Here is a 21,696-nt window from a genome sequence, read left to right as displayed (position 1 = left end):
GGATGTCTCTGGGAGAGATCCCCCATGCATTCCTTCGACCCCAGAGACTGGTGGAGGCTGGGACAGGGCAGCGCGGATCACGGAGCACCGCAGGGCAACCCGAACCTGGACCGGCTTCTGATCCTCGGGCTGGTCGCCGCCACCTGCTTCTGCCTCGCCTCCTTCGCGCCTCCCCCGCTGGTTCCCCTCGTGGCCGCGGAGCTCCTTGTGCTGGCCGCCCATGGCAGCGCGCTTGAAGCCCTGCTGCGGGGCGAGCGTCTTTTCCAGAACAGGCTGAGCGCCTGGGACCAAGCCGCGGTGCTTCTGGCTGCCGCCCTGCTGCTCCGGCTTCTTTTCGGCGCGCCACCGGGTGTGGTGTCAGAGGAAGTAACCGCTGGAATGGTGAGGCCGTGAAGGATATCGCCGCAACATCATTCGCCACGCTTTTCGCCACGATTGGGCCGCTGGAGGTGGCGTCCGTCTTCGCGCTTCTGGCCGGGCGCACGAGCGCGCAACTGCGCCGGCGCCTTGCCATCACCTCCTGCGGGATTGCCACCCTGGTGCTGGTCGCCTTTGCCTTCGGCGGGGCGGCGGTGCTCGACTGGCTCAGCATCGGCCTGCCAGCCTTTACCATCGCCGGGGCCGTGCTGCTGCTTCTGCTCGCCATTGACCTCGTCTTCGCAAGGCCGAGCGGCCTGTCCTCGCTGACACCGGGCGAGGAACGGGAAGCGGAGGGAAACCGGGACATTGCAGTCGTGCCGCTCGCCATTCCGCTCATCGCCGGGCCCGGCAGCATGGCGGCCGTTGTCCTGCTGATGGACAGGGCGCACTCCGCCTCCACGGTCGGCATCGTGCTGCTCATGCTGACCCTCGTGATGGGTCTTACGCTCGCGGCGATGCTGGCGGCCGGCCGACTCATGCGGCTGCTCGGCGTTGCCGGCGTGAACGTGGTCGCACGTGTCTCGGGTGTGCTGCTGGCCGCACTCGCAGTGCAGTTCATGCTCGATGGCCTTCAGGCCGTTGGCCTGATCTCGGCTGCGCGCCCCGCGCTGCCGCCAGAGCTGGGGAGCCTGGGCTGAGCGGCGGACAAGCAAAAGGGCCGGGGATGGATCATCCCCGGCCCATCCGCGGCCGTCAGGCATGCACCTGAGGAGGCGACCGGTGCTCAAGCCAGAGTTCGGCTGCGGCGGCCAGAACCACTGCCGCTCCGAGAACAACATGGCTCCACATCGCGGGGGCCATGGTGGCGAACCCCATGACCCAAGGCGCAACGATGGCCCAGACGCCCAGCGCCAGGTTTATCCAGGGCGCCAGAGAGGCATGCCCAACAAGCGAGATAATCGCGACCAGCGCCACGGCAGCACTGGTGATCCAGGCCGTCCAGGCAGCGGTCTGCTCACCGGCGAAGCCGGCCATCCAGGGGGTGAGGAACAGCACCGCCGCGAGCACGAGCTGGGTGCCGGCGGTCATGGCCTTTGATTCAGAATGCATGATCACTGCACCATCTCCATCCAGGGGCCACGGATCATCATGCCGGGCGGCCGGCGGAAACCGCGGCCCCGTACGGTTCCGCCAGGCCCATACTGCCCTGATGTGTTCCCAAGGCTGCGGTCATCCCGCACTGACCGGGATGCGCTTCGCCTTTTGCTCGACCCTGGCCGACTTCGGCACGGTCACCGTCAGAACACCGTTCCGGCACTCCGCGCGGATGCCGTCCGCCTCCATGTCCTGGCCGAGCGGGATGCGGCGCTCGAAACGACCGTAGAAGCGCTCGGTGAAGCGGCGCTCCTTGTCCTCGGTCTCGCTCCGCTTCTCACCGCGGATGATCAGCTCATTGCCCTCGAGCAGGACCTCGACATCCTTCTCATTGACGCCCGGGATCTCGAAGCTGACACGGAATTCCTTGTCAGTTTCCGACATCTCCGCATACGGCCAACCAGCACCGAAGCCGATTCCAACCGCCGGCATGCCGAAGCTTCCCATTGTCTCGTCGAAAAGACGGTTCACCTCCTGCTGGAGCGCGGCGAAGGGACTCAATGTATCGCCGCGGAACATCGCGGGAGAGCGCGACCCGCTTCGGCTCCAGGGCATGAGTTCACGCATGCTCATCATGTTCATGGCTTCATCTCCTGGATCATGACGTGGATCCCAGGCAGGGGGCGGATCGCCCGGCGGGCATCCTCGCCCAGCCCTGCAGAAGATGAGCCCCAGATGTGAGGAAGCTCGGCGGTCTTGCACCGCCATGACCGGCCCGGCGCAACGATCGAGGCCGGCAAGTTCCGGCCCCCACGCTCGGACTTCATCGCTCCCCTGGCCACATCCTCAAGCGAGCAACATGGATGCGAGGAACGCCGGGCGCCACAGCCGACACCCGGGCGCCAAGCCCTCAAGAGGCGCTTGGCACCTTCGGAGCTATGAACGTCGCGCCCTGTTTCAAGAGGGGGCTGCAAGAGCAACGTCATACCGCCGCGCGTCTTGAAGCAAGCAGGTCGTAAACCCAGAAACAAAGCAACAGAGGGCCTTCTTGGCGCCTGGCCCCGGCAGAAGGCACCGGCTCACAGGCGGCCATGCGCCCCTACCCGGATGAGACCCATGACTGAGCTGAGCCACGCCCGATCAGAAAGGAAACCATGAGCAACGCCATCCAGCTGCCATGCCCGCGATGCGATACCATCAACCGGGTTCCGCAGGCCCGCCTGGGGGAGGCGCCGCGATGCGGCGAATGTCACGCGCCGCTGTTCGAAGGACGCCCGCTGGGTTTGTCGGAGGAACGCTTTCGCCGGCATCTCCGCCAAAGCGACCTGCCGCTGCTGGTCGACTTCTGGGCGTCCTGGTGTGGCCCCTGCCAGGTCATGGCCCCCGAGTTCGAGGCGGCCGCCCGCAGCCTCGAACCAGAGCTGCGCCTGATCAAGATTTCCACGGAGGAGGCGCCCCATCTGGCGTCGGAACTGCGGATCTCCAGCATTCCGTCGCTTGTTCTCTTCGCCGGAGGCCAGGAAGTAGCGCGTCGTGCGGGCGCCATGCGCGCGCGCCAGATCATCGACTGGGCCCGTGCCGCGGGCGGCGAGGTCCGTCGGGCTTCGTGAGGCTGTCGTGAAGGATGACCCTTATGACATTCTGGGCATTGGCCGGTCGGCATCGCAGGAGGATATCCGCCGTGCCTATCGCCGCCTCGCCCGGAAGCTGCACCCGGATCTGAACCCTGGGGACCGTGCAGCCGAGGAGCGCTTCAAGCGCCTGTCGGCCGCCTACGACCTGCTGGGCGATCCGGAAAAGCGAGAACGCTTCGACCGGGGCGAAATCGACGCCTCGGGTGAGGCTCGGCCGCAACCGCCGCCGCGCCATCATCACGACGCCTTCGACATGACCGGGGATGGACCGTCCCCCCCTGGAACCGGCTCCGCGGGCATGATGGATATGGACGACCTGCTGGGCAGCGTGTTCGGGCACCGCAGCGGCACGGCAAGCGGTACTTCGCGCTTCCGGATACGCGGTGGCGACCTGCGCGGCCGATTGACCCTGGACTTTCTCGAGGCGGTGAACGGCACCACCAAGCGGGTCACACTACCTGATGGAAGGACCGTCGATGTCACGGTGCCTCCCGGCACGCAGGACGGTCAGGTGCTCCGCCTGCGCGGCAGAGGCGGGCCCGGTATCGGGGGCGCTCAGGCTGGCGATCTGTTGCTGGAGGTGGAGGTAGGCGAGCACCGGTATTTCACCCGCCTGGGCAATGACATCCACCTCGAACTGCCAATCAGCCTGTCCGAGGCGGTGCTCGGTGGACGTGCCGAGGCGCCGACCCCGACAGGCCCGGTTGCCGTCTCCATTCCGAAAGGCTCGAACACCGGTACGGTGCTGAGGCTGCGGGGCCGTGGCGTGCCACGGCCGGACGGCTCGCGCGGCGACGCCTATATCACGTTGAAGGTCGTGCTTCCGAACGGGCGCGATCCGGAGCTGGAAGCCTTTGCCGCAGGCTGGGCCGCAGGGAAGGCCCATAATCCGCGCCTGGGAATGGAAAGCTGAATGTCCGGATTCCGCGAATTGCTATTCCAGCCCTCGCAGCGCTCTCCACAACGGCCGGGCGGCTCGCAGAACCCGGCTCTGCCGGTTGCCATGTGTGGCGGGTGGGCGCTGCCCCCCTTCCCCACATGGACCGGATGAGCCGCAGGCCAGCTTTGCGCTTCAGTTACAGCCGCCCGACGCGGACGGCCATAGCGGGCTGGCGCCTCGACCCGGCGGCGCTGGCCCGGCAGCGCCAGCTGAACCGTCTGCAATCGGTGCTACTCATTCTCACCCTCGTGATCCTCGCGGGCTCAACCGGGCTGGTGGTGGCGGGGCCCGAGGGTCTCGTCCTCGCATCCGGTGCGGCGGTGCTGTTCTTACTGCTTGATCCCGCCCCGGGCGACCGGCTCTTCCGCCACGCTTTCGGCGCCATCCGGCTGACACCCGAGCAGGCACCGGGGCTGTTCGCGGCAGCCACGGAACTGGCACGGCGCGCGGATCTCCTGCGCCGTCCCGCACTTTACCTGATCCCCTCGCGCAGCCTGCAGGCCATGGCCGCCGGCCGGCGCGACGCGCCGGCGATCGCGGTGACCACTGGGTTGCTGAATGCCCTGTCGGCGCGCGAGCTGGTGGCCGTGCTGGCGCATGAGGTGGCCCATATCCGCCATGGCGACGCCTCCGTCATGCGCCATGCCGCAGCGGCCGCGGCGATGACGCGGGCGATGGCAGGCCTGGGCACGGTGCTGCTGATCATCTGGCTGCCCGTGCTGTGGACACTGGGGGCGGCACCGTCCCCCCTCGCGGTGGTGCTGCTCATCGGCGCCCCCGTGTTGAGCGACCTCTTGACCTTGTCCCTGGCCCGCCGGCGGGAGTTCCTGGCCGATGCCGGGGCCGTGGAGCTCACCGGCGATCCGGTGGCCCTTTCTGCTGCGCTGGCCCGGCTACAGCGCTTGCAGGGTGATGACTGGGAGCGAATGGCCGCGCGGGGCGCAAGCTGGCTCCGCTGGTTCAGGACGCATCCCCGCATCGACGAACGGATAGAGCGCCTGGCGGCCACGGTCGCGCCCGTGCGGGTGGCGCTGCCCGATTGGGGCTGGATTCCGCGGGAGACCCTATGGCTTCCGCAATCCGGGGGGCAGCGCCCGATGCAACGGCTGGCCCGCCGGTGGCTTCTCTGACCGGCACCGCGAGAGGCATCAGGCTACCCGCCGGTCGGGCCCGCTGAGCCTCCGCTGTAAGTCTTGGCTTGATGCCTGGGGCGCCTCACCCGGTGATGCCCCGGCCGCTACTCAAGCCGGTGTCAGGATCCAGGGCCGGAAATGTGGCCCCCGGCAGCCATCCGCTCGGAAACAATCGCAGCCGCCATCAACCGTGCGGTTTCGTCATAGTGCCGCCAGAGATCGGGATCGACCGGATTGGGCGCGCCGAAATAGCCATCGGACGTAATGCGACGCGCTGAAGCACCACCCTTCCTCCACTCCTGAAGGTCGGCCAGGGTGAGATTCGTCGGCTCCAGGCCGCGCAGGGCATCGTAGTCCACCGTCTCCGGGTGGTAGCGCATGATCGCGGCGGTCTCATACTCATCGGCATGGACCCCAAGCATGCCGGTCACCCGGAAGGCCTCCAGCCCAGGGGCCGGATCCCAGGGCACCCAGATCGGCTCGCGGCCGGTCTGGCCGATGCGCTCGAACATGCGCCACCGGAAGGGGGCGTAGAGCCAGCGCGCGCCCGTCTGCCCTTCCGAATGAAGCGCAGTCAGCACATCGCGGATCATCTCGTTATGCAGGAAGCGATCATTTGACCAGTCCTCGGGATTCGTCTCCGCGGGAACCTGAAGGTAGAGACGTGACACCTGCATGGACCGACGGCTGCAGAGGGCGAAGCCGCGGTCGCTGTTTGAATAGGTCATATCCGCCATCGGCCGCGCCCGGGCGAGCACGCCAAGCCAGGCGAAGCCATAGGACTGCTCGCATTGCGTCATGCGGTCCTGCGGCATCGCCGTTCGGCCAACACCATGATACCCGTCGCAGCCTGCGACGAAGTCGCAATCCAAAACCCGCTCCTCGCCGTTCTGGGTATAGTGGAGGCGCGGGCGCTCACCCTCGATTCCCTCGATCCGCGTCACCTGGGCCTCGAAGATCAGCGGATCGCCGGCCTCCAGACGCGCGGCGATGAGGTCCTTCACCACCTCCTGCTGGCCGTAGATCATCACGGATTTTCCCGTGAGGCCGGGAAGGTTGAGATGGATGGTGCGGCCGCGGAAGCGCATGTCCAGCCCTTCATCGATCAGCCCTTCCCGCCGGAGCCGGGAATCCAGGCCCAGGCGGGCCATCGTCCCGACCGTGCCAGGTTCCAGCACGCCAGCGCGCACGCGTCCCTCGACATAGGGCCGGCTGCGCGCCTCCAGGACCACCGACTCGGTCCTCTGCGCCTTCAGGAGATGCGAAAGGAACAGGCCTGCGGGTCCTGCCCCGATGATCCCGGCCTGTGTTCTTATTGGTTCATCCACATGCAGTGATGGCGCCTTCCCGTAGGGGGCGACGCGATAGGGCGTGAAATCTGTCTTGCCCCCCGCGCAGGCGGCCAACGCAAGAACGTCGGGGGGAAGATCGAAATCCCTTATCGTGCGACCTCCTGGCACGTTCGTTGCCCCTTGCGCCCCATAGCAGAACGGGATCGCGCAAATGGACCGCCGGATATTCCTCTTCCTCGCCTCCATGCCGCCCCTCGGCCGCAATGCCCTCGCAGCGGATCCCTGGCCCAGCCGCCCGATCAGCATCGTCGTGCCCTTCGTACCGGGCGGGCCCTCCGACGTGCTGGCCCGCGCGCTATCCGCACCGATGCAGGCCGCGCTGGGGCAGTCCATCGTCGTCGACAATCGACGAGGCGCGGGGAGGCAGCGTCTCCGCCCAGTATGTCGCGCGCGCCACGCCGGATGGGCACACTCTGTTTGTCGGGGCCAGTGGCGTGATGACCATCAATCCCGTGCTCATGCCGCGTCCCGGCTATGACCCGCACGACTCGAACAGACTGGCTTTTCCGTGGAAGGCACCAGCCGCGAGACGCTCCGGGCGCGTATCGCATCGGACCTCTCGCGCTGGGCCGAGGTGATGCGCGCAGCAAAGGTCACCCTGGACTAAGATGCCGAAATCGGGACGGCCGTACTCGCGGCTGCCGACGACGAGGGCGCGAGACAAACACGGTCCGGTGATCCGGCGTCGAGCGCATTAAACGACATCAAGGATTCACACCCGGATTAACCCCGGTTAGGGCGCCCTCATCGCTCCGTACGGAGTGTGGCTCACCGCGACATGGCATCTCTGCCGCGGATCGGAAAAGCGGAGCCGTGCATGAGCGCCATCATGGTAGGCAGCTGGGTCGCAGGACAATCTCCAGGCCCAGGCGGTGGGACGCGCCGCCCTTTCCGATCGCTTCACTCTCTTGGCGGGGCCATTCCCCTTCTGCTGCTGAGCCTGGGTGGCGCGCTTGCACAGGGGCAGGACAGCGTGACCTCCCCGATGGGGCCGCAGACGACGGCGCATCCACCACCATTACTTTCCTCCATCTCCGCCGTCACCGTGCCCTCAGGGCCGAGCGTGCAGCCCCTGCCGGTGCCGGTCGCGGTTCCCAAGGAACGGGGCGGCGGTCTTGTCCTGCCAGGCATGGTCGAACTGACGCGGCCCACGCGCCTGTCCTGCGAGGAGATCGCCGACCGCAACGCCCGCACCCGCTGCGAGCGGCTGCCCGGACCACCCGCCCCGCCGGCGGGAGCCACGCCATGAGCGCCGGCGATCCGGCCGACGTCGCACGCCGCGGCCTTTTCCGTGGGGCAGCGGGCCTTGGCGCCGTGGTGTCGCTTCCGGCAGCCGCCCAACCCGCGGCCCGGGCACCCCAGCCGTCGCCGGAGCCTGGAACCGTGGCCGCCTGGCGAGCCGGCGGCGCGGCCCGTCAGCGGCCGCAAAGCCCGCCCTACCGATTCCTGAACGGTGCGGAGGCGGGCTTCATCGAAGCGGCGGTGGACCGGCTGATCCCGGATGACGACAACTGGCCCGGCGCGCTCTGGGCAGGCGTTCCCGCCTATATCGACGGGCAACTTGCCGGCGCCTACGGACAGGGAGCGCGCTTCTACGCCAGTGGCCCCTGGGCGCAGGGACTGCCGAGCCAGGGCTACCAACTCGCCCTGAACCCCTCCCAGCTCTACCGGACCTCCCTCGCGGCCATCCTGCGCGACCTCGGCACAAAGAACATCGACTTCGCCCGGGCGACGCCGGAGCAGCGGGACGCCTATCTGCGCGACCTGGAGAACGGCCGGGTGGATTGCGGCGGATTCAGCTCCGCCTATTTCTTCGAAACCCTGCTCGCCAATACAATCGAGGGCTTCTTCGCCGACCCGATCTATGCCGGCAACCGCGACATGGTGGGCTGGCGCATGATCGGCTTCCCCGGCGCCTATGCCGCCTATCTCCAACTCTACACCCATCACGGCATGCATTTCGAGCGCGAGCCGCTCTCCATCGGCCACGCCCACCAGGCGGAGGGCCACGGCGCCGGGGAGCATCGGCATGGCTAGAACAATGCCCAAAACCGACGTCGTCTTCGTCGGCGTCGGCTTCGTCGCCTCCATCATCGCGCGGGAGCTGAAGGATTCCGGCCTTCGCATGGTGGGGCTGGAGCGTGGGCGGGCGCGCGACACGGTGCCCGACTTCCAGTCACCGGCGATGCATGACGAGCTGGCCTATGCCGTGCGCTACGGCCTGATGCAGGACATCGCGAAAGAGACCGTCACGGTCCGGAACAAGCCGGACCAGGCGGCGCTGCCCATGCGGCAGCTCGGCAGCTTCCTGCCGGGCACGGATCTGGGCGGGGCCGGCGTGCACTGGAACGGCCAGACCTTCCGCTTTCAGGTGTCTGATTTCGAGCTGCGCAGCCACCACGACCGCCGATACGGCCGCGACTTCGTGCCGGGCGAGTTGGCGATCCGCGACTGGGGCCTGACCTATGCGGATCTGGAGCCGCATTATGACCGGTTCGAGTATCTGCTGGGCACCTGCGGCTATGCAGGTAATGTCAACGGCACCATTCGGCCGGGCGGCAATCCCCATGAGGGTCCCCGGTCGCGGGATTACCCGAACCCGCCAACCCAACCCGCCTATCTCGGCGCCATCTTCGCCAAGGCGGCGATGGAGCTGGGCTATAACCCCTACCAGGTGCCCAGCTCCAACCTCACCCGCGGCTATACCAACCCGGAGGGTGTTAGGCTGGAGCCCTGCATGGTCTGCGGCTACTGCGAGCGCTTCGGCTGCGAGCATTTCGCCAAGTCCAGCCCGCAGACCACCGTCTGGCCCAAGCTGAAGGAACAGCCCAACTTCGAGCTTCGCACGGGCTCGCATGTGCTGCGCGTCGACCTGACACCCGACAAGAAGCATGCGACAGGCGTGACCTATATCGATGTCGCGACGGGCGAGGAGGTTACCCAGCCCGCCGATCTGGTGGTCCTCTCCGCTTTCGCCTTTCACAATGCCCGGCTGATGCTGCTCTCCGGCATCGGCACGCCCTATGACCCGGCGACGCGGCGCGGCAATGTCGGGCGGAACTACTGCTACCAGACCATGAGCGCGGTCTCGCTCTTCTATGATGAGAACGTGAACCTGAACCAGTTCATGGGTGCCGGCGCGCTGGGCACAGTGATCGACGACTATTCCGGCGACAATTTCGACCACGCCGGCCTGGGCTTCGTCGGCGGCGCTTATATCGCGGCCTATACGACCGGCGCACGCCCGATCGAGTTCCATCCAACGCCGCCCGGTACACCGCGTTGGGGCACCGGGTGGAAGCAGGCCGTCGCCCGCCACTACAACCACACTGGCGGCCTGCAATGCCACGGTGCGTCCAACGCGTCCCACAGCAATCATGTGGACCTGGACCCCACCTATCGTGATGCCTATGGCCAGCCGCTGCTGCGGATCACCTTCGACTTCCCCGAGAACGACGTACGGATGGCCAACTACGTGAATGACCGCGCGGTGGAGATCGCCAAGCGGATGGGCGCGCGCCAGATCGTGCCGGGGCGGCGCACCACCCCCTGGTCCGTGGTGCCGTATCAGACCACCCACAACACGGGCGGGGCGATCATGGGCACGGATCCCCGTGAAACCGCGGTGAACCGCTTCTGCCAATCCTGGGACGCGCCCAACGTCTTCGTGACCGGCAGTACCGTCTTCCCGCAGAACGCCACTTATAACCCGACCGACACGGTTGGCGCGTTGGCCTACTGGACGGCAGCGGCGATCCGCGACCGCTATCTCCGCAACCCCGGCCAACCGCTGGTGCCGGCATGAAGCGCTTCGCCGCCGCCCTCACGGTCACGGCCCTGCTCATCGGGCCCGGTCAGGCGCAGAACCAGCGTCCCCCGTCTACCGGGGTTCCGCCCCAGGCCGCGCAACAGCCCGCTCCGGCCTCGATGCCGGGCAGTGTGCAGCGCGGTCATGACATCGTCGAACAGGGCACCGCGAGCGGTGCCCTGCCCTGTTCCCAGTGCCATGGCATGAACGGCGCCGGAAACGGCACGGATGCTTTCCCAAGACTGGATGGGCAGTCGGCTTACTATCTTTACAAGCAGCTCACGGATTACGCCTCAGGCGCGCGGCAGAATGAGATCATGAGCATGATCGCCCAGGGTCTCTCGGACGCGGAACGCCAGGATGTCGCGGCTTATTACGGGTCGCAGGCCTTCACGGACACGCTGCCCCAGCAGCAGCCTCCTCAGCAGGCCGATGCGCAGGCCTTGCAGACCGGGCGGACCATCGTGAATGTCGGCATGCCCGAACGCGGTGTTCAGAACTGCTCCAACTGCCACGGCCCGAATGCGCTGGGCCTCGATCCGGCGGCGCCGCGGTTGGCCGGACAATGGGCCAGCTACGCCCGCGCGCAGTTCCAGGCCTTCCGCGACGGGACACGGAAGAATGACGTCGCAGCCGTGATGCGGGACATCTCGCACCGACTCACCGACCCGGAAATCGAAGCAGTTTCTGCTTACCTGGAGGCATCGCGGCCGCCCCGGTTGCGTTAGGCAAGTCGTGGCGCGAAACAGGCGGAGCGCCCGGACCACCGGGCCCCGCCGTTGCGGAAGCCAGGACAAGGATCTCTCATGACCTCTCGAATCCTGAAAACCGGATCCCTTCTTCTCGGCCTGTGCTCGGCCGTGGCTGTCCTTCAGCCGGGGTCCGCATCGGCGCAGGACGCCACCGCAGGACAGCGGGTCTTCAACCAATGCCGCGCCTGCCACACGATCGAGCAGGGTGGGCGCAACGGGGTCGGGCCGAACCTGCACGGCGTGGTCGGGCGCAAGGCGGCCTCGGTCGAGGGGTTCCGTTATTCGCCGGCCATGGTGGCCAAGGGCAAGGAAGACTGGACCTGGACGGTCGAGAATCTTCGCCCCTATCTGCAGAATCCCCGTGCCGTCGTACCGGGAACCAGCATGGCCTATCCTGGCCTGCGCAACGAACAGCAGTTGACCGACCTGATCGCCTATCTTCAGCAACAGAGCCAGTAGCTAAACCCTTACCGGGCAGGCGGTTCGCCATATGGCGGTGCCGGACGGGGCCATCGCTTTACGCCTCGCCTCCGGGGCTCGAAACTGGAACTCATGACGGTTCCCCGCCCTGCCCGCCTTGATCGCTGCCTGGAGGCCCTGCCGCGGGCCTATCCTGGCCCGGGCGGTGCCGTCGCCGTCCTGCGGGACGGCGAGGTGCTGGCCCGGCATGCCTGGGGCTGGGCCAATGCCGAACGGCGCATTCCCTTTACGCCGCGGACATTGTTCCGCATGTGCTCCATCACCAAGCAGTTCACCTGCGCCGTGCTGCTGGACGCGTTCCCCGATCCCACGGCCCTGGACGGCGATGTGCGTGCCCGCCTGCCTCAGTTGGAGCAGGCTCCGCCCAGTCTCCTCCAGCTCTGCCATAACCAGTCGGGCCTGCGTGACTACTGGGCCGTGGCGATGCTGCACGGCTCCCCCGCCGAGGCGCCGTTTGGCGAGAGCGAGGCCGGCCGCGTGATCGCCGGCACCCGGACGCTGCATTTCACGCCCGGGACGCGCTATTCCTATGTCAATCAGAACTTCCGCATCCTGTCCGACATCCTGCAGGAGCGTACCGGCCGCGGTTTCGCTGAACTTCTACGGGCCCGCATCTTCGACCCCGTAGGCATGACAGGGGCGCTGCTTGCGGCCGATACCCGTGCCATGCCGGACGGCACGGAGGGTTACGAGGGAACCCAGGCCGGCGGCTTCCGCGCCGCCGAGAACCGTATCCTCTGGACCGGTGATGCCGGGCTGGGTGCCTGCCTGGACGACATGATTGCCTGGGAGCGCCATATCGACGCGACGCGCGACAGGGCGGATGCGATCTACAGCCGCCTCTCCGCCCCAGTGCACTTCGCCGATGGAAACCCGGCCGAGTACGGCTTCGGCCTGGGGCGCGGAACCGAGTTCGGCCGCCTCGTCACTGGCCATGGCGGCGCACTTCGTGGCTGGCGCAGCCACCGCATGTATGTGCCCTCGGAGCGGATCTCCATCGTCGTCATGTTCAACCATCTGTCGGATGCCCATGCGGCCGCCGTGGATCTGCTGGCGGCTGTGTTGGACGAAGACCGGCCGCCAGCCGCCGCCATGCCGGCCCCCGACTGGCTTGGCGCCTATGTCGAACCGGAAACCGGCCTCGCCGTCCGGATCGACATGGCGTCGGAAGGGCAGGTCCGGTTGCGCTACGGCCATTCGGCGGAGCGGCTGGATCTGCGGCCGGATGGCACGGCCGGGCGTGAGCGGACCCGACTGCGGCCTGGCCAGGGCGGGCTTTGGATGGACCGCCCGCAGGAGAACCAGTCCTCACGCCTTCACCCCTGCGACGGAACGCCGGCGATGGACATCACCGGCCGCTATCTCTGCTCCGAGCTCGGTGCGGAACTGCTCGTGGTTGACGCCGGAGGCGCGCTTTATGGCGGCTTCTCCGGCATGCTCGGGCAAGGCCGGATGGAGTTGCTCGACCCGGTGGGAGCGGATCTGTGGGCCCTGCCCTGCCCTCGCGCCCTGGACCATACGCCCCCCGGCGATTGGACCCTCGCCTTTCGGCGCGACGGGGCAGGCCGGCCCACAGGCGTCGATGTCGGCTGCTGGCTGGCCAGGCGTTTGGCCTATGAACGGATCGGTTGCGCGCCTTAGCCTGCCGGCTTACCCGCCCCGCTGCAGAACCCCAGCTCTGACAGTCCGAACCGCCACCGGCACGCCCTGCCATCACCCACGTGGTCCCCGGCCGGATAATACCCCCGATCCGAAGCCCTGATCTTTTGTCGACCTTGCACTGCAACAATGGTGGTTGAGCGGGGACACTCCACATCCTATTTGGGCGCCACGGCAGCTTGGTCTTCCCGGCTGCCGCTTTCTTGGACGTTTCCTCCCTAAACTCGGCGGGACCCTCGGGCCCCGCCTTTTTTTTCACTTTCGATCAACCGATGGCCAATCGGCCAAGACGTTCCGTTGACCGGCCGGCATGACCCGGCCGAGCCGTCCGGTATACCTTGTCCTGCAACGACGCTCGGACCCTGGCGTTCGTAAAGCCTGCGTGCCGCAACGGTAACCGGCGCCGGAACGGAGGGCGGATCCTTGCCCCTCGGCGGAGCCTCTCACGGCCGGGACGGCACCCGGCCTGTCCTGCTCCACGCCGTGAGGCGTACCCCGGCAGGCCCTGCCCGATCTCAGCTTCCCTTGGGGAACGAAAACACGGAGGTCCATGCGTGAGCAAAACGGGAACCCTGTTCATGGTTTGCGCGGTCATGGCCGCCCTTACCGCTGGCATCGCCACGCCGGTTTACGCCGCGGACCGGAATCCTCGCGAGGAGCGGGCCCGGCCAGGTGACGACACCTCCGGCCGGATTCAGCGGGGGCGGGCGTCCCATTACCACCGCCGGTTCCATGGGCAGCAGATGGCCAACGGGGAACGTTTTGCCAACAACTCGAACTCCGCCGCCAGCCGGACCCTGCCGCTCGGAACGACAGCGCGGGTCAAGAATCTGGAGACAGGGCGCACGACGACCGTGGAGATCGAGGATCGTGGCCCCTATGTCCGCAACCGGATCCTGGATGTCAGCCCCCGCACGGCCCAGGAGCTCGGCATGACCAGGGACGGGGTCGCCCCTGTGGAGATCGCGCCGGTCGAGGTGCCACAACGGGATGGCAGCACCCGGCGCGGCGCCGGGGCCAATCGGTAAGGCCTAACGCCCTTTTGGGATCCTCCCCATCGGCCGATCATGTGAGCCGAGGAAGCTTGGGGAACGGCACATTCCTGTCAGGCGACCTGAATATATCCGCAGGCTGCCCATGTGGCCCACGTAAAGCCTGCGGCCCTGCCGTTCATTACGATACAGTTGAGCCACTGTCAGCCAAGCGCAATTTATAGTAGCGCTCAAGTAAGCTGATCCAGGTCAGATCTCCCCGGAACCGCCGGCCAGTGGTCGACATCCAGGCGGATCTCATGCCCTGGCGGCGGCTCAAAAGTCAGATGGCAAAAAACCGATGCGAAAGAACGGCGTGAGCAAGATCTCCATTCGCTGGCTCGTCATCGGAAGCTTCGCCGTCGTGCTCGCTGCGATGATGACAATGGGGGGGATCGCTTACTTCCGGCTCGCGCAGATCGAACTGGAAGCAGAACGGGTTGAGCAAAAGGCCACCCCAACCCTCTACACCAGCGGTCAGCTCATGAGCGGGTGGGCACAACGTTTCTCCCTTCTGGAGGGGCATGTGCTTCTCGAGGGCGGCGACGCCCGACAGGAAACCGAGAGGCGCCTCCAGTCGAACCGGACCGACCTTCAGCGCCTGTCGAGGATCTACGAGGAACTGCACCGCGAGAATGGTGAGCGGGAGCGCTTCGCGGCACTCCGCGCATTGGAGGAGCCTTTCACCTCGGCCGAGACGGAAATTCTCCGCCTCAGCCGGGAGGACAGGGACAGCGAGGCTCGCTCGGTGCTTCAGACAAGGCTGGTTCCGGTCAACAACCGCCTTCAGGCCGCCTTGCAGGAACTGACGGATGCCAGCAAGCGCGAGGCAGACCAATCGACGCGGGAAATCACGGCGTCCAGCAACTTGATGCAGTTCAGTATGGCCGTGAGTCTGGGCATGGCCTCGTTGCTCGCCCTTTTCTGCGGTTATCTTCTCTACCGTGCCATCACGACACCTCTCGACCGCCTTGTCGCCTCGGCGGAACAGGTCCGGGACGGCGACTTCAGCCACCGGGTCGAGCTGTCGCGGCACGACGAATTCGGGGTGCTTGCCTCAGCCTTCAACCGGATGGTCGATGACCTCACCGGGCTGATCGGCCAGATCCAGCGGTCCAGCATCCAGGTCAGCACCTCCATCACCGAAACCGCCGCGACCTCCAAGGAACAGCAGGCAACGGCCAGTGAGATTGCCGCGACGACCAGCGAAATCGGTGCCACTTCGCGCGAGATTTCGGCCACCTCGAAGGAGTTGGTCCGGACCATGGAAGATGTCTCTGCAGTCGCCGAGCAAACGGCGAGCATGGCCGGCGAGGGCCGGGCGGGCCTCATCCGGATGGAAGAAATGATGCGGCAGATCGCCGCAGCGGCTGGCTCCATCAACGCGAAGCTCGGCGTGCTCAACGAAAAGGCCGGCAACATCAACCAGGTGGTCACCACCATCACCAAGGTGGCCGACCAGACGAATCTCCTCTCGCTCAACGCCGCCATTGAGGCGGAGAAGGCCGGCGAATACGGCCGGGGCTTCGGCGTGGTCGCGACGGAGATCCGGCGCCTAGCCGATCAGACCGCGGTCGCGACCTATGACATCGAGCAGATGGTGAAGGAGATTCAGTCCGCCGTATCGGCCGGGGTCATGGGCATGGACAAGTTTTCGGAGGAGGTCCGGCGCGGCATGCAGGAGATCCAGCAGGTCGGCGGCCAGCTCTCGAATATCATCGAGCATGTGCAAGGACTGGCGCCACGCTTCGAAACCGTGAGCGAGGGCATGCAGGCCCAGGCCGTGGGCGCCGGGCAGATCAGCGATGCCCTTGCCCAGCTCGGCGATGCTGTGACCCAGACAGTGGAGTCACTGCAACAATCCAGCCAAGCCATCGACGAGCTCAACCAGGTAGCCGCCGGGCTGCGCGGCAGCGTCTCCCGCTTCAAACTGCAGGCATAGCGGCAGCGTTCCAAGAACGGAGGGCTGCAACCTTGCTCTTCCTGCTGTTCCGACTGGGCGAGGACCTCTACGCGCTGGAAGCCAGCCGCATCGGCGAGGTGCTGCCGCTGGTTCGGATCAAGGCCCTGCCCGGCGCCCCCACCGGCATTGCCGGGCTTATCAACCACCGTGGATCCCCTGTGCCTGTCCTCGATCTCAGTATGTTTGCACTCGGCCGGCCTTCCCCACCCAAGCTCAGCACCCGAATCGTGCTGATGCGGGATGCGGGACCTGACGGGGCGCCACGCTGGCTCGGCCTGATCCTGGAGCAGGCGACCAATACGCTGCGCCGCAATCCCGGGGATTTTGTGACCTCGGGCCTGGGAAAAGCGGGAACCTCCTTCCTGGGCCCGGTTCTGGCGGATGGCGAACATGGCCTGATCCAATGGATCGACCCTCGCAAGCTGCTTCCCGAGGCGGTGAAGGAGATGCTGTTCCATGACCTGACGGAAGAGGCGTGATGCTCGCCGAGATCGAGGCACTGCTGAAGGCGGCGATCGGGTTGGATGCCGCGACGATCGGCGACTCGGCCATAGGCCGTGCCGTGCGCGCAAGGCAGGCCGCCTGCAACCTGAGTGATCTCGAAGCCTATCACGTCCGGCTCCGGGAATCCCCGGCGGAGTTGCAGGAGCTTATCGACACGGTGATCGTGCCGGAGACCTGGTTCTTCCGGGACCGGGGTGCCCTGGACGCGATGGCCCGCCTTGTCCGCGAGGACCTGCGTGGCATCCAGCCCGTCAAGCTCCTCAGCCTGCCCTGTTCCACGGGTGAAGAACCCTATTCCATGAGCATGGCGCTGCTGGACGGCAGCATCCCGCCCGACCGCTTCCGAATCGACGCGGTCGATATCAGCAGCCGCTCGATCGCCCAGGCGCAGCGCGCCATCTACGGGCGAAACGCGTTCCGGGGCACCGATCTCAGTTTCCGGGATAGGCATTTCGAGCCGCTCCAGGGCGGCTTCCGTCCATCCGAGGTGGTGCGTCGGCCAGTCCGCTTCCAGCAGGGCAACCTGCTCGATCCGGCCACCCTGCCGCCGAGCGGAAGCCAGGACATCATCTTCTGCCGGAACGTCCTGATCTATTTCGACCGGAAGACGCAGGACACGGCACTGCAGATCCTGCACCGCCTCCTGGCGCCGGGTGGGTTCCTGTTCCTGGGCCCCTCCGAAACGGCGCTGCCATCGCGGCAGGATTTCGTCTGGATGAAGCTGCCCATGGCCTTCGCCTTCCGCAAGGCGCCGGAGGCACCGGCCACAGCCGCCCCACCGCCGCCCCGCCCTGCCCCGCTTCCCGGGCCCTTCCTGCGGCCCATGGCGCAGCAGGTCCGGAAGGCGCCCCAACCCCGCCCTGTGCCCGCCCCTGTCGCGCGGCCGGCTATGCCCGAGCCCCCCCTCCGTCGCCCAAGCCTCGAGGAGGCCCGGCGCCTTGCCGATGGCGGCCACCTGTCCGAAGCCGTGCAGCAGTGTGAAGCCTTTCTGCGGGACAACGGCCCCTCGGCGGATGCCTTCTACCTGCTGGGCCTGCTGCGCGATTCAGCCGGAAGCCGGGCGGAGGCGATCGCACAATATCGGAAGGCGCTCTATCTCGCTCCCCATCACGAGGAAGCGCTGGTCCACCTGTCCTTGCTCCTGGAACAGAGCGGTGATGGAAGCGGCGCCAGGATGTTGCGTGAGCGCATGCAACGCTCGGCCAGGCGGGCTGGCGGTGGTGGATGAGCATGGCGCCTGAGGCGATATCGGGCATCGACCCCTGTTGGCAACGGATCGGAGCGAGCGGCGATGGATCCTGCCCGGAGTTGCGGCGGCACGCGCATTGCCGGAACTGTCCGACCCATGCCTCGGCGGCCTCCGCCCTGCTGGACCGTCCGCCCCCCGAAGGATACCTCGCCGAGTGGACCGGGCATGTCGCCCGCGGCAGCGCCTTGTCCGCCGTCTCGCTCAACTTTGCCGGGGAACGGGAGCAACGCGCGCAAGCCATCCTGTCCTTGATGATCTTCCGGCTCGGCGGCGAATGGCTGGCATTGCCAGCGACCTTGCTGCAGGAGGTGGCGGAACCGCGGCCCGTGCGCTCGCTGCCGCACCGGCGCAGCGGGGTGGTTCTCGGGATTACCAACATCCATGGCGAGTTCCTGATCTGCGTCTCGCTGGCGCTGCTACTGGGGCTGGATCCAAGCGGAGAAACGCGCACGGAGCGGCAGATCGCGACGCAGAAGAGGCTGCTTGTCATCGGCCGTGATTCCGATCGGTTCGTCTTCCCGGCAGATGAGGTGCACGGCCTTCATCGTTGCCGTGCCGATAGCCTTCAGCCGCCACCCGCCACTATCAGCCGGGCGGCTTCCAGCTACACCCGCCAGGTTCTCTCCTGGGAATCCCGCACCGTGGGTTGCCTCGATGGGGACATTCTTCTCGACAGCCTGAACAGAAACATCACATGAGTGGCGGAGAGGACTATAGCCAGTTCTCGCTGCTCGACCTGTTTCGGCTCGAAACGGAGACCCACACCCAGACGCTGACGACCGGGCTGCTCGCGCTGGAGCGCGACCCGATCGCCGCGGAGCATCTGGAAGCCTGCATGCGGGCGGCTCATTCCCTGAAGGGCGCGGCCCGGATCATCGACCTGACCCCGGCCGTGGACCTCACCCATGCGATGGAGGATCTTTTCGTCGCCGCGCAGCACGGGAAATTGGTGCTGCAGCGCGAGCAGATCGACCTTCTGCTGCGCGGTGTCGATCTGCTGAGTTCGATTGCCGCAGCAGAGGATCCCGCCGCAGCCGGGCAGGCCCAGGCCGAGGTGGACGCGCTGGTCGCCGCGCTGAACCGGCCCACTTCCGCGCCCGGCACGGTCAACTCGCCGGCGCCGGCCGAAGCCGTAAGCGGCGATGCGGCACGCCCTTCCACACCTCGCCCCGCGTTTGCCGTAGAGGGAAGCGAGGCCGACCGCATGCTGCGGATCACGGCCGAAAGCCTCAGCCGGCTCCTGGGCCTGGCCGGCGAATCCTTGATGGAGGCGCGCCGGCTGCGCCCCTTCAACGACCGGCTGATGCGGCTGCGTCGCCTCCATTTCGATGCGGCCCGGGCCTTCGATGGCGTGCGGGAGTTGCTGCTGTCCGAAGGCGCCAGCGAACAGGTGCATTCCGGCCTGGCCGAGGCACGCCAGCGCCTGACGGAGTGCCAGCAGTATCTGGCGGAGCGCCTGGCCGAGTTCGAGACCTTCGACCGGCGGGCGATGCAGCTCGCTCACCGCCTCTATGACGAAGCGCTGACCAGCCGCATGCGCCCCTTCGAGGATGGGGTCCGGCGCTATGCGCGAACAGTCCGCGACCTCGGCCATGAACTGGGGAAGCGGGCCCGGCTGGAGATCATCGGCGGCGCCACCCTGGTCGATCGCGACATTCTGGAACGGCTGGACGCGCCACTCGGGCATCTCCTGCGCAACGCCCTCGACCACGGCATCGAAGCCCCGGAAGAGCGGCGCGCCGAGGGCAAGCCCGAGGAAGGCGTAATCCGGGCAGAGGCCTGCCACCATGCCGGAATGCTGCGGATCATCATCGCCGACGACGGACGGGGGATCGACCTTGGCACGCTGCGTGCCGCCATCATCGCCCGCGGCCTGGCGGTGCCGGAAACGGTTGACCAGCTGAGTGAGGCGGAACTTCTGGAATTCCTCTTCCTACCCGGCTTCTCCATGAAGACCACCATCACGGAGATCTCGGGGCGCGGCGTCGGTCTGGACGCCGTGCAGGACCTCGCGAAGCAGGTGCGCGGCGTGGTCAGGGTCATCACCGAGCCGGGCCTCGGGACGCGCTTCCAGTTCGAGCTGCCCCTAACCTTGTCGGTGGTGCGCACCCTGCTGGTCGAGATCACGGGCGAGCCTTACGCCCTGCCGCTGGCCAACATCCAGCGCGTGCTCAAGCTGCCCCGGACCTCCATCGAGGTCCTCGAAGGCCAGCAGCATTTCCGGCTGGAGGGCCGCCAGATCAGCCTGGTGGCGTCACAGCAGCTTCTCGGCGGTGCGGCCGGCGTGGCCATGGGGGACGAAATTTCGGTGGTCGTGATCGGCGACCAGCGGAACAGCTATGGCCTGGCTGTGGACCGCCTGCTTGCACGGCGCGAGCTCGTCATCCGGCCGCTGGATCCCCGCCTTGGCAAGATCGCCGGGATCAGCGCGGCCGCGCTGATGGAGGACGGCTCGCCCGTGCTGATCCTCGACGTGGAAGACCTGCTACGCGGAGTGGAAAAGCTCAGCGCGGCCGGCCGCCTGGGCAAGGTCACCATCGCCCAGCCCCTTGCCGGGGAACGCCGCCGGCGCGTCCTGGTGGTGGATGACTCCCTCACGATTCGGGAGTTGGAGCGAAAGCTGCTCAGCCAGTATGGCTATGAGGTGGAGGTCGCGGTGGACGGAATGGATGGCTGGAATGCTGCCCGGTCCGGCCGGTTCGACCTCGTCATCACTGATGTGGACATGCCCCGGATGGACGGCATTGAACTGGTCACCCTGATCCGCAAGGATCCGCATCTACGGGAGATCCCGGTGATGATCGTGTCCTACAAGGACCGCGAGGAGGACCGGCGCCGGGGCCTGGAGGCCGGGGCCGACTACTACCTTACCAAGGGTAGCTTCCAGGATCAGAGCCTGGTCCAGGCTGTCGCGGATCTGATCGGCGAGGCGAAGCCATGACGGGCGGCGAGCCAGGGAAGGCCATGGATCCGGCACGATGCGGATAGGGATCGTCAATGACATGCCCATGGCCGCCGAGGTCCTGCGGCGGGTGGTGACCACGGTGCCGGAGCACCGGGTGGCCTGGATCGCCGGCACAGGTGAGGAAGCGGTGGCCCTCTGCCGCCAGGACCTTCCCGATCTCGTGCTGATGGATCTCGTGATGCCGGGAATGGATGGCGTGGAGGCGACGCGCCGGATCATGGCCGAGACGCCCTGTGCCATTCTGCTGGTCACCGCGAGCGTGGATGCCCACACCTCCCTCGTCTTCGAGGCGATGGGACATGGCGCACTCGACGCGGTGGACACGCCTTCCATCAGCACCGGCGATCCGCGCCGGGACGCCGCATTACTCCTGCGCAAGATCTCCACCATCGGCCGGCTGGTCACCGACCGCAGCGCAACCGGCCTGGTCCTACCCGCCAGGGCCCCGGCGGCCCGCCACCCGCTCGTGGCCATCGGTGCCTCGGCAGGCGGGCCCGCAGCCCTCGCGACGGTGCTGCGCGGATTGCCGCAAGACTTCCCGGCCGCGGTCGTTATCGTCCAGCATGTCGATGAGCGCTTCACCGCCGGAATGGCGGATTGGCTCGGCGGCCACTCGGCCCTGCCGGTTCGGCTGGCCCAGGAAGGCGACACGCCAGTGCCGGGAACCGTGCTTCTCGCCGCCCACGAAACGCATCTGGCGATGAAATCGGTCTCGCGGCGCCGCGACACCCCCCCTCCGCGGGGCGAGGTCTAAAGGACCTCCCGCCGAGG

Annotated in this window: 21 protein-coding genes; 18 read left to right on the top strand and 3 right to left on the bottom strand. The window is 67.1% G+C overall.

What is annotated here, in order from left to right; genetic code table 11:
- Positions 1-24: 24 nt before the first annotated feature.
- Positions 25-393 (top strand): hypothetical protein, encoded by a 369-nt coding sequence (locus ACO1BU_RS25290; protein ID WP_424138749.1) that lies wholly within the window; start codon positions 25-27, stop codon positions 391-393.
- Positions 390-1,058 (top strand): MarC family protein, encoded by a 669-nt coding sequence (locus ACO1BU_RS25285; protein ID WP_424138748.1) that lies wholly within the window; start codon positions 390-392, stop codon positions 1,056-1,058. Before ACO1BU_RS25290 ends, ACO1BU_RS25285 begins: the two co-directional genes overlap by 4 nt.
- A gap of 55 nt (positions 1,059-1,113) precedes the next feature.
- Here the strand turns inward: ACO1BU_RS25285 and ACO1BU_RS25280 are convergent, their stop codons facing one another.
- A complete protein-coding gene (locus ACO1BU_RS25280; protein WP_424138747.1) occupies positions 1,114-1,449 on the bottom strand; it encodes an SPW repeat domain-containing protein in 336 nt (111 codons plus the stop codon).
- 141 nt (positions 1,450-1,590) lie between these two features.
- Positions 1,591-2,097 carry an Hsp20/alpha crystallin family protein gene (locus ACO1BU_RS25275; protein ID WP_424138746.1) on the bottom strand — a complete coding sequence of 169 codons (507 nt, stop codon included), beginning with the start codon at positions 2,095-2,097 and terminating at the stop codon, positions 1,591-1,593.
- Positions 2,098-2,609: 512 nt separating this feature from the next.
- Between ACO1BU_RS25275 and trxC the strand changes: the two genes are divergently transcribed.
- From trxC to ACO1BU_RS25260, 3 genes are all read left to right on the top strand, one after another.
- Positions 2,610-3,065 (top strand): thioredoxin TrxC, encoded by a 456-nt coding sequence (gene trxC / locus ACO1BU_RS25270; protein WP_424138745.1) that lies wholly within the window; start codon positions 2,610-2,612, stop codon positions 3,063-3,065.
- Positions 3,066-3,072: 7 nt separating this feature from the next.
- Positions 3,073-4,002, top strand: coding sequence for a DnaJ C-terminal domain-containing protein (locus tag ACO1BU_RS25265; protein WP_424138744.1), 930 nt, complete (start codon positions 3,073-3,075; stop codon positions 4,000-4,002).
- 134 nt (positions 4,003-4,136) lie between these two features.
- Positions 4,137-5,159, top strand: coding sequence for a M48 family metalloprotease (locus ACO1BU_RS25260; protein WP_424138743.1), 1,023 nt, complete (start codon positions 4,137-4,139; stop codon positions 5,157-5,159).
- A gap of 122 nt (positions 5,160-5,281) precedes the next feature.
- Here the strand turns inward: ACO1BU_RS25260 and ACO1BU_RS25255 are convergent, their stop codons facing one another.
- Positions 5,282-6,490 (bottom strand): FAD-dependent monooxygenase, encoded by a 1,209-nt coding sequence (locus ACO1BU_RS25255; RefSeq protein ID WP_424138760.1) that lies wholly within the window; start codon positions 6,488-6,490, stop codon positions 5,282-5,284.
- A gap of 841 nt (positions 6,491-7,331) precedes the next feature.
- Here ACO1BU_RS25255 and ACO1BU_RS25250 point away from each other — a divergent pair.
- The 13 genes from ACO1BU_RS25250 to ACO1BU_RS25190 all read left to right on the top strand — a co-directional run bounded on the left by ACO1BU_RS25250 (position 7,332) and on the right by ACO1BU_RS25190 (position 21,679).
- Positions 7,332-7,763: a hypothetical protein gene (locus tag ACO1BU_RS25250; protein ID WP_424138742.1), complete on the top strand. Its 432-nt coding sequence runs from the start codon at positions 7,332-7,334 to the stop codon at positions 7,761-7,763.
- Entirely contained in the window at positions 7,760-8,551 is a 792-nt protein-coding gene (locus ACO1BU_RS25245; protein ID WP_424138741.1) for a gluconate 2-dehydrogenase subunit 3 family protein, read from the top strand. Before ACO1BU_RS25250 ends, ACO1BU_RS25245 begins: the two co-directional genes overlap by 4 nt.
- A 4-nt stretch (positions 8,552-8,555) precedes the next feature.
- Positions 8,556-10,319, top strand: a complete 1,764-nt coding sequence (locus ACO1BU_RS25240; RefSeq protein WP_424138740.1) for a GMC family oxidoreductase — start codon at positions 8,556-8,558, stop codon at positions 10,317-10,319.
- Positions 10,316-11,050, top strand: coding sequence for a c-type cytochrome (locus ACO1BU_RS25235; protein WP_424138739.1), 735 nt, complete (start codon positions 10,316-10,318; stop codon positions 11,048-11,050). The genes ACO1BU_RS25240 and ACO1BU_RS25235 overlap by 4 nt, the downstream gene beginning before the upstream one ends.
- Before the next feature lie 78 nt (positions 11,051-11,128).
- Positions 11,129-11,533: a c-type cytochrome gene (locus tag ACO1BU_RS25230; RefSeq protein ID WP_424138738.1), complete on the top strand. Its 405-nt coding sequence runs from the start codon at positions 11,129-11,131 to the stop codon at positions 11,531-11,533.
- 93 nt (positions 11,534-11,626) lie between these two features.
- Positions 11,627-13,195 (top strand): D-aminopeptidase, encoded by a 1,569-nt coding sequence (locus tag ACO1BU_RS25225; RefSeq protein WP_424138737.1) that lies wholly within the window; start codon positions 11,627-11,629, stop codon positions 13,193-13,195.
- A gap of 572 nt (positions 13,196-13,767) precedes the next feature.
- On the top strand, positions 13,768-14,241 hold the full coding sequence (locus ACO1BU_RS25220) for a septal ring lytic transglycosylase RlpA family protein (protein WP_424138736.1): 474 nt from the start codon (positions 13,768-13,770) through the stop codon (positions 14,239-14,241).
- Between the two features lie 304 nt (positions 14,242-14,545).
- Entirely contained in the window at positions 14,546-16,186 is a 1,641-nt protein-coding gene (locus ACO1BU_RS25215; RefSeq protein WP_424138735.1) for a methyl-accepting chemotaxis protein, read from the top strand.
- A gap of 32 nt (positions 16,187-16,218) precedes the next feature.
- Positions 16,219-16,686 (top strand): chemotaxis protein CheW, encoded by a 468-nt coding sequence (locus tag ACO1BU_RS25210; RefSeq protein ID WP_424138734.1) that lies wholly within the window; start codon positions 16,219-16,221, stop codon positions 16,684-16,686.
- Complete coding sequence (locus ACO1BU_RS25205; RefSeq protein WP_424138733.1) at positions 16,686-17,939, top strand: CheR family methyltransferase; 1,254 nt, start codon at positions 16,686-16,688, stop codon at positions 17,937-17,939. Before ACO1BU_RS25210 ends, ACO1BU_RS25205 begins: the two co-directional genes overlap by 1 nt.
- Positions 17,936-18,658: a chemotaxis protein CheW gene (locus tag ACO1BU_RS25200; protein WP_424138732.1), complete on the top strand. Its 723-nt coding sequence runs from the start codon at positions 17,936-17,938 to the stop codon at positions 18,656-18,658. The genes ACO1BU_RS25205 and ACO1BU_RS25200 overlap by 4 nt, the downstream gene beginning before the upstream one ends.
- Positions 18,655-20,901 (top strand): hybrid sensor histidine kinase/response regulator, encoded by a 2,247-nt coding sequence (locus ACO1BU_RS25195; protein WP_424138731.1) that lies wholly within the window; start codon positions 18,655-18,657, stop codon positions 20,899-20,901. Before ACO1BU_RS25200 ends, ACO1BU_RS25195 begins: the two co-directional genes overlap by 4 nt.
- A gap of 37 nt (positions 20,902-20,938) precedes the next feature.
- Positions 20,939-21,679 (top strand): chemotaxis protein CheB, encoded by a 741-nt coding sequence (locus ACO1BU_RS25190; protein WP_424138730.1) that lies wholly within the window; start codon positions 20,939-20,941, stop codon positions 21,677-21,679.
- Positions 21,680-21,696 lie beyond the last annotated feature (17 nt).

This window comes from Roseomonas chloroacetimidivorans, assembly GCF_049629625.1.
In the GTDB taxonomy this organism is placed as follows: domain Bacteria; phylum Pseudomonadota; class Alphaproteobacteria; order Acetobacterales; family Acetobacteraceae; genus Roseomonas; species Roseomonas chloroacetimidivorans.
The sequence above is the reverse complement of the archived record's forward strand: the minus strand, read 5'-3'. Positions and strand labels throughout refer to the sequence as shown.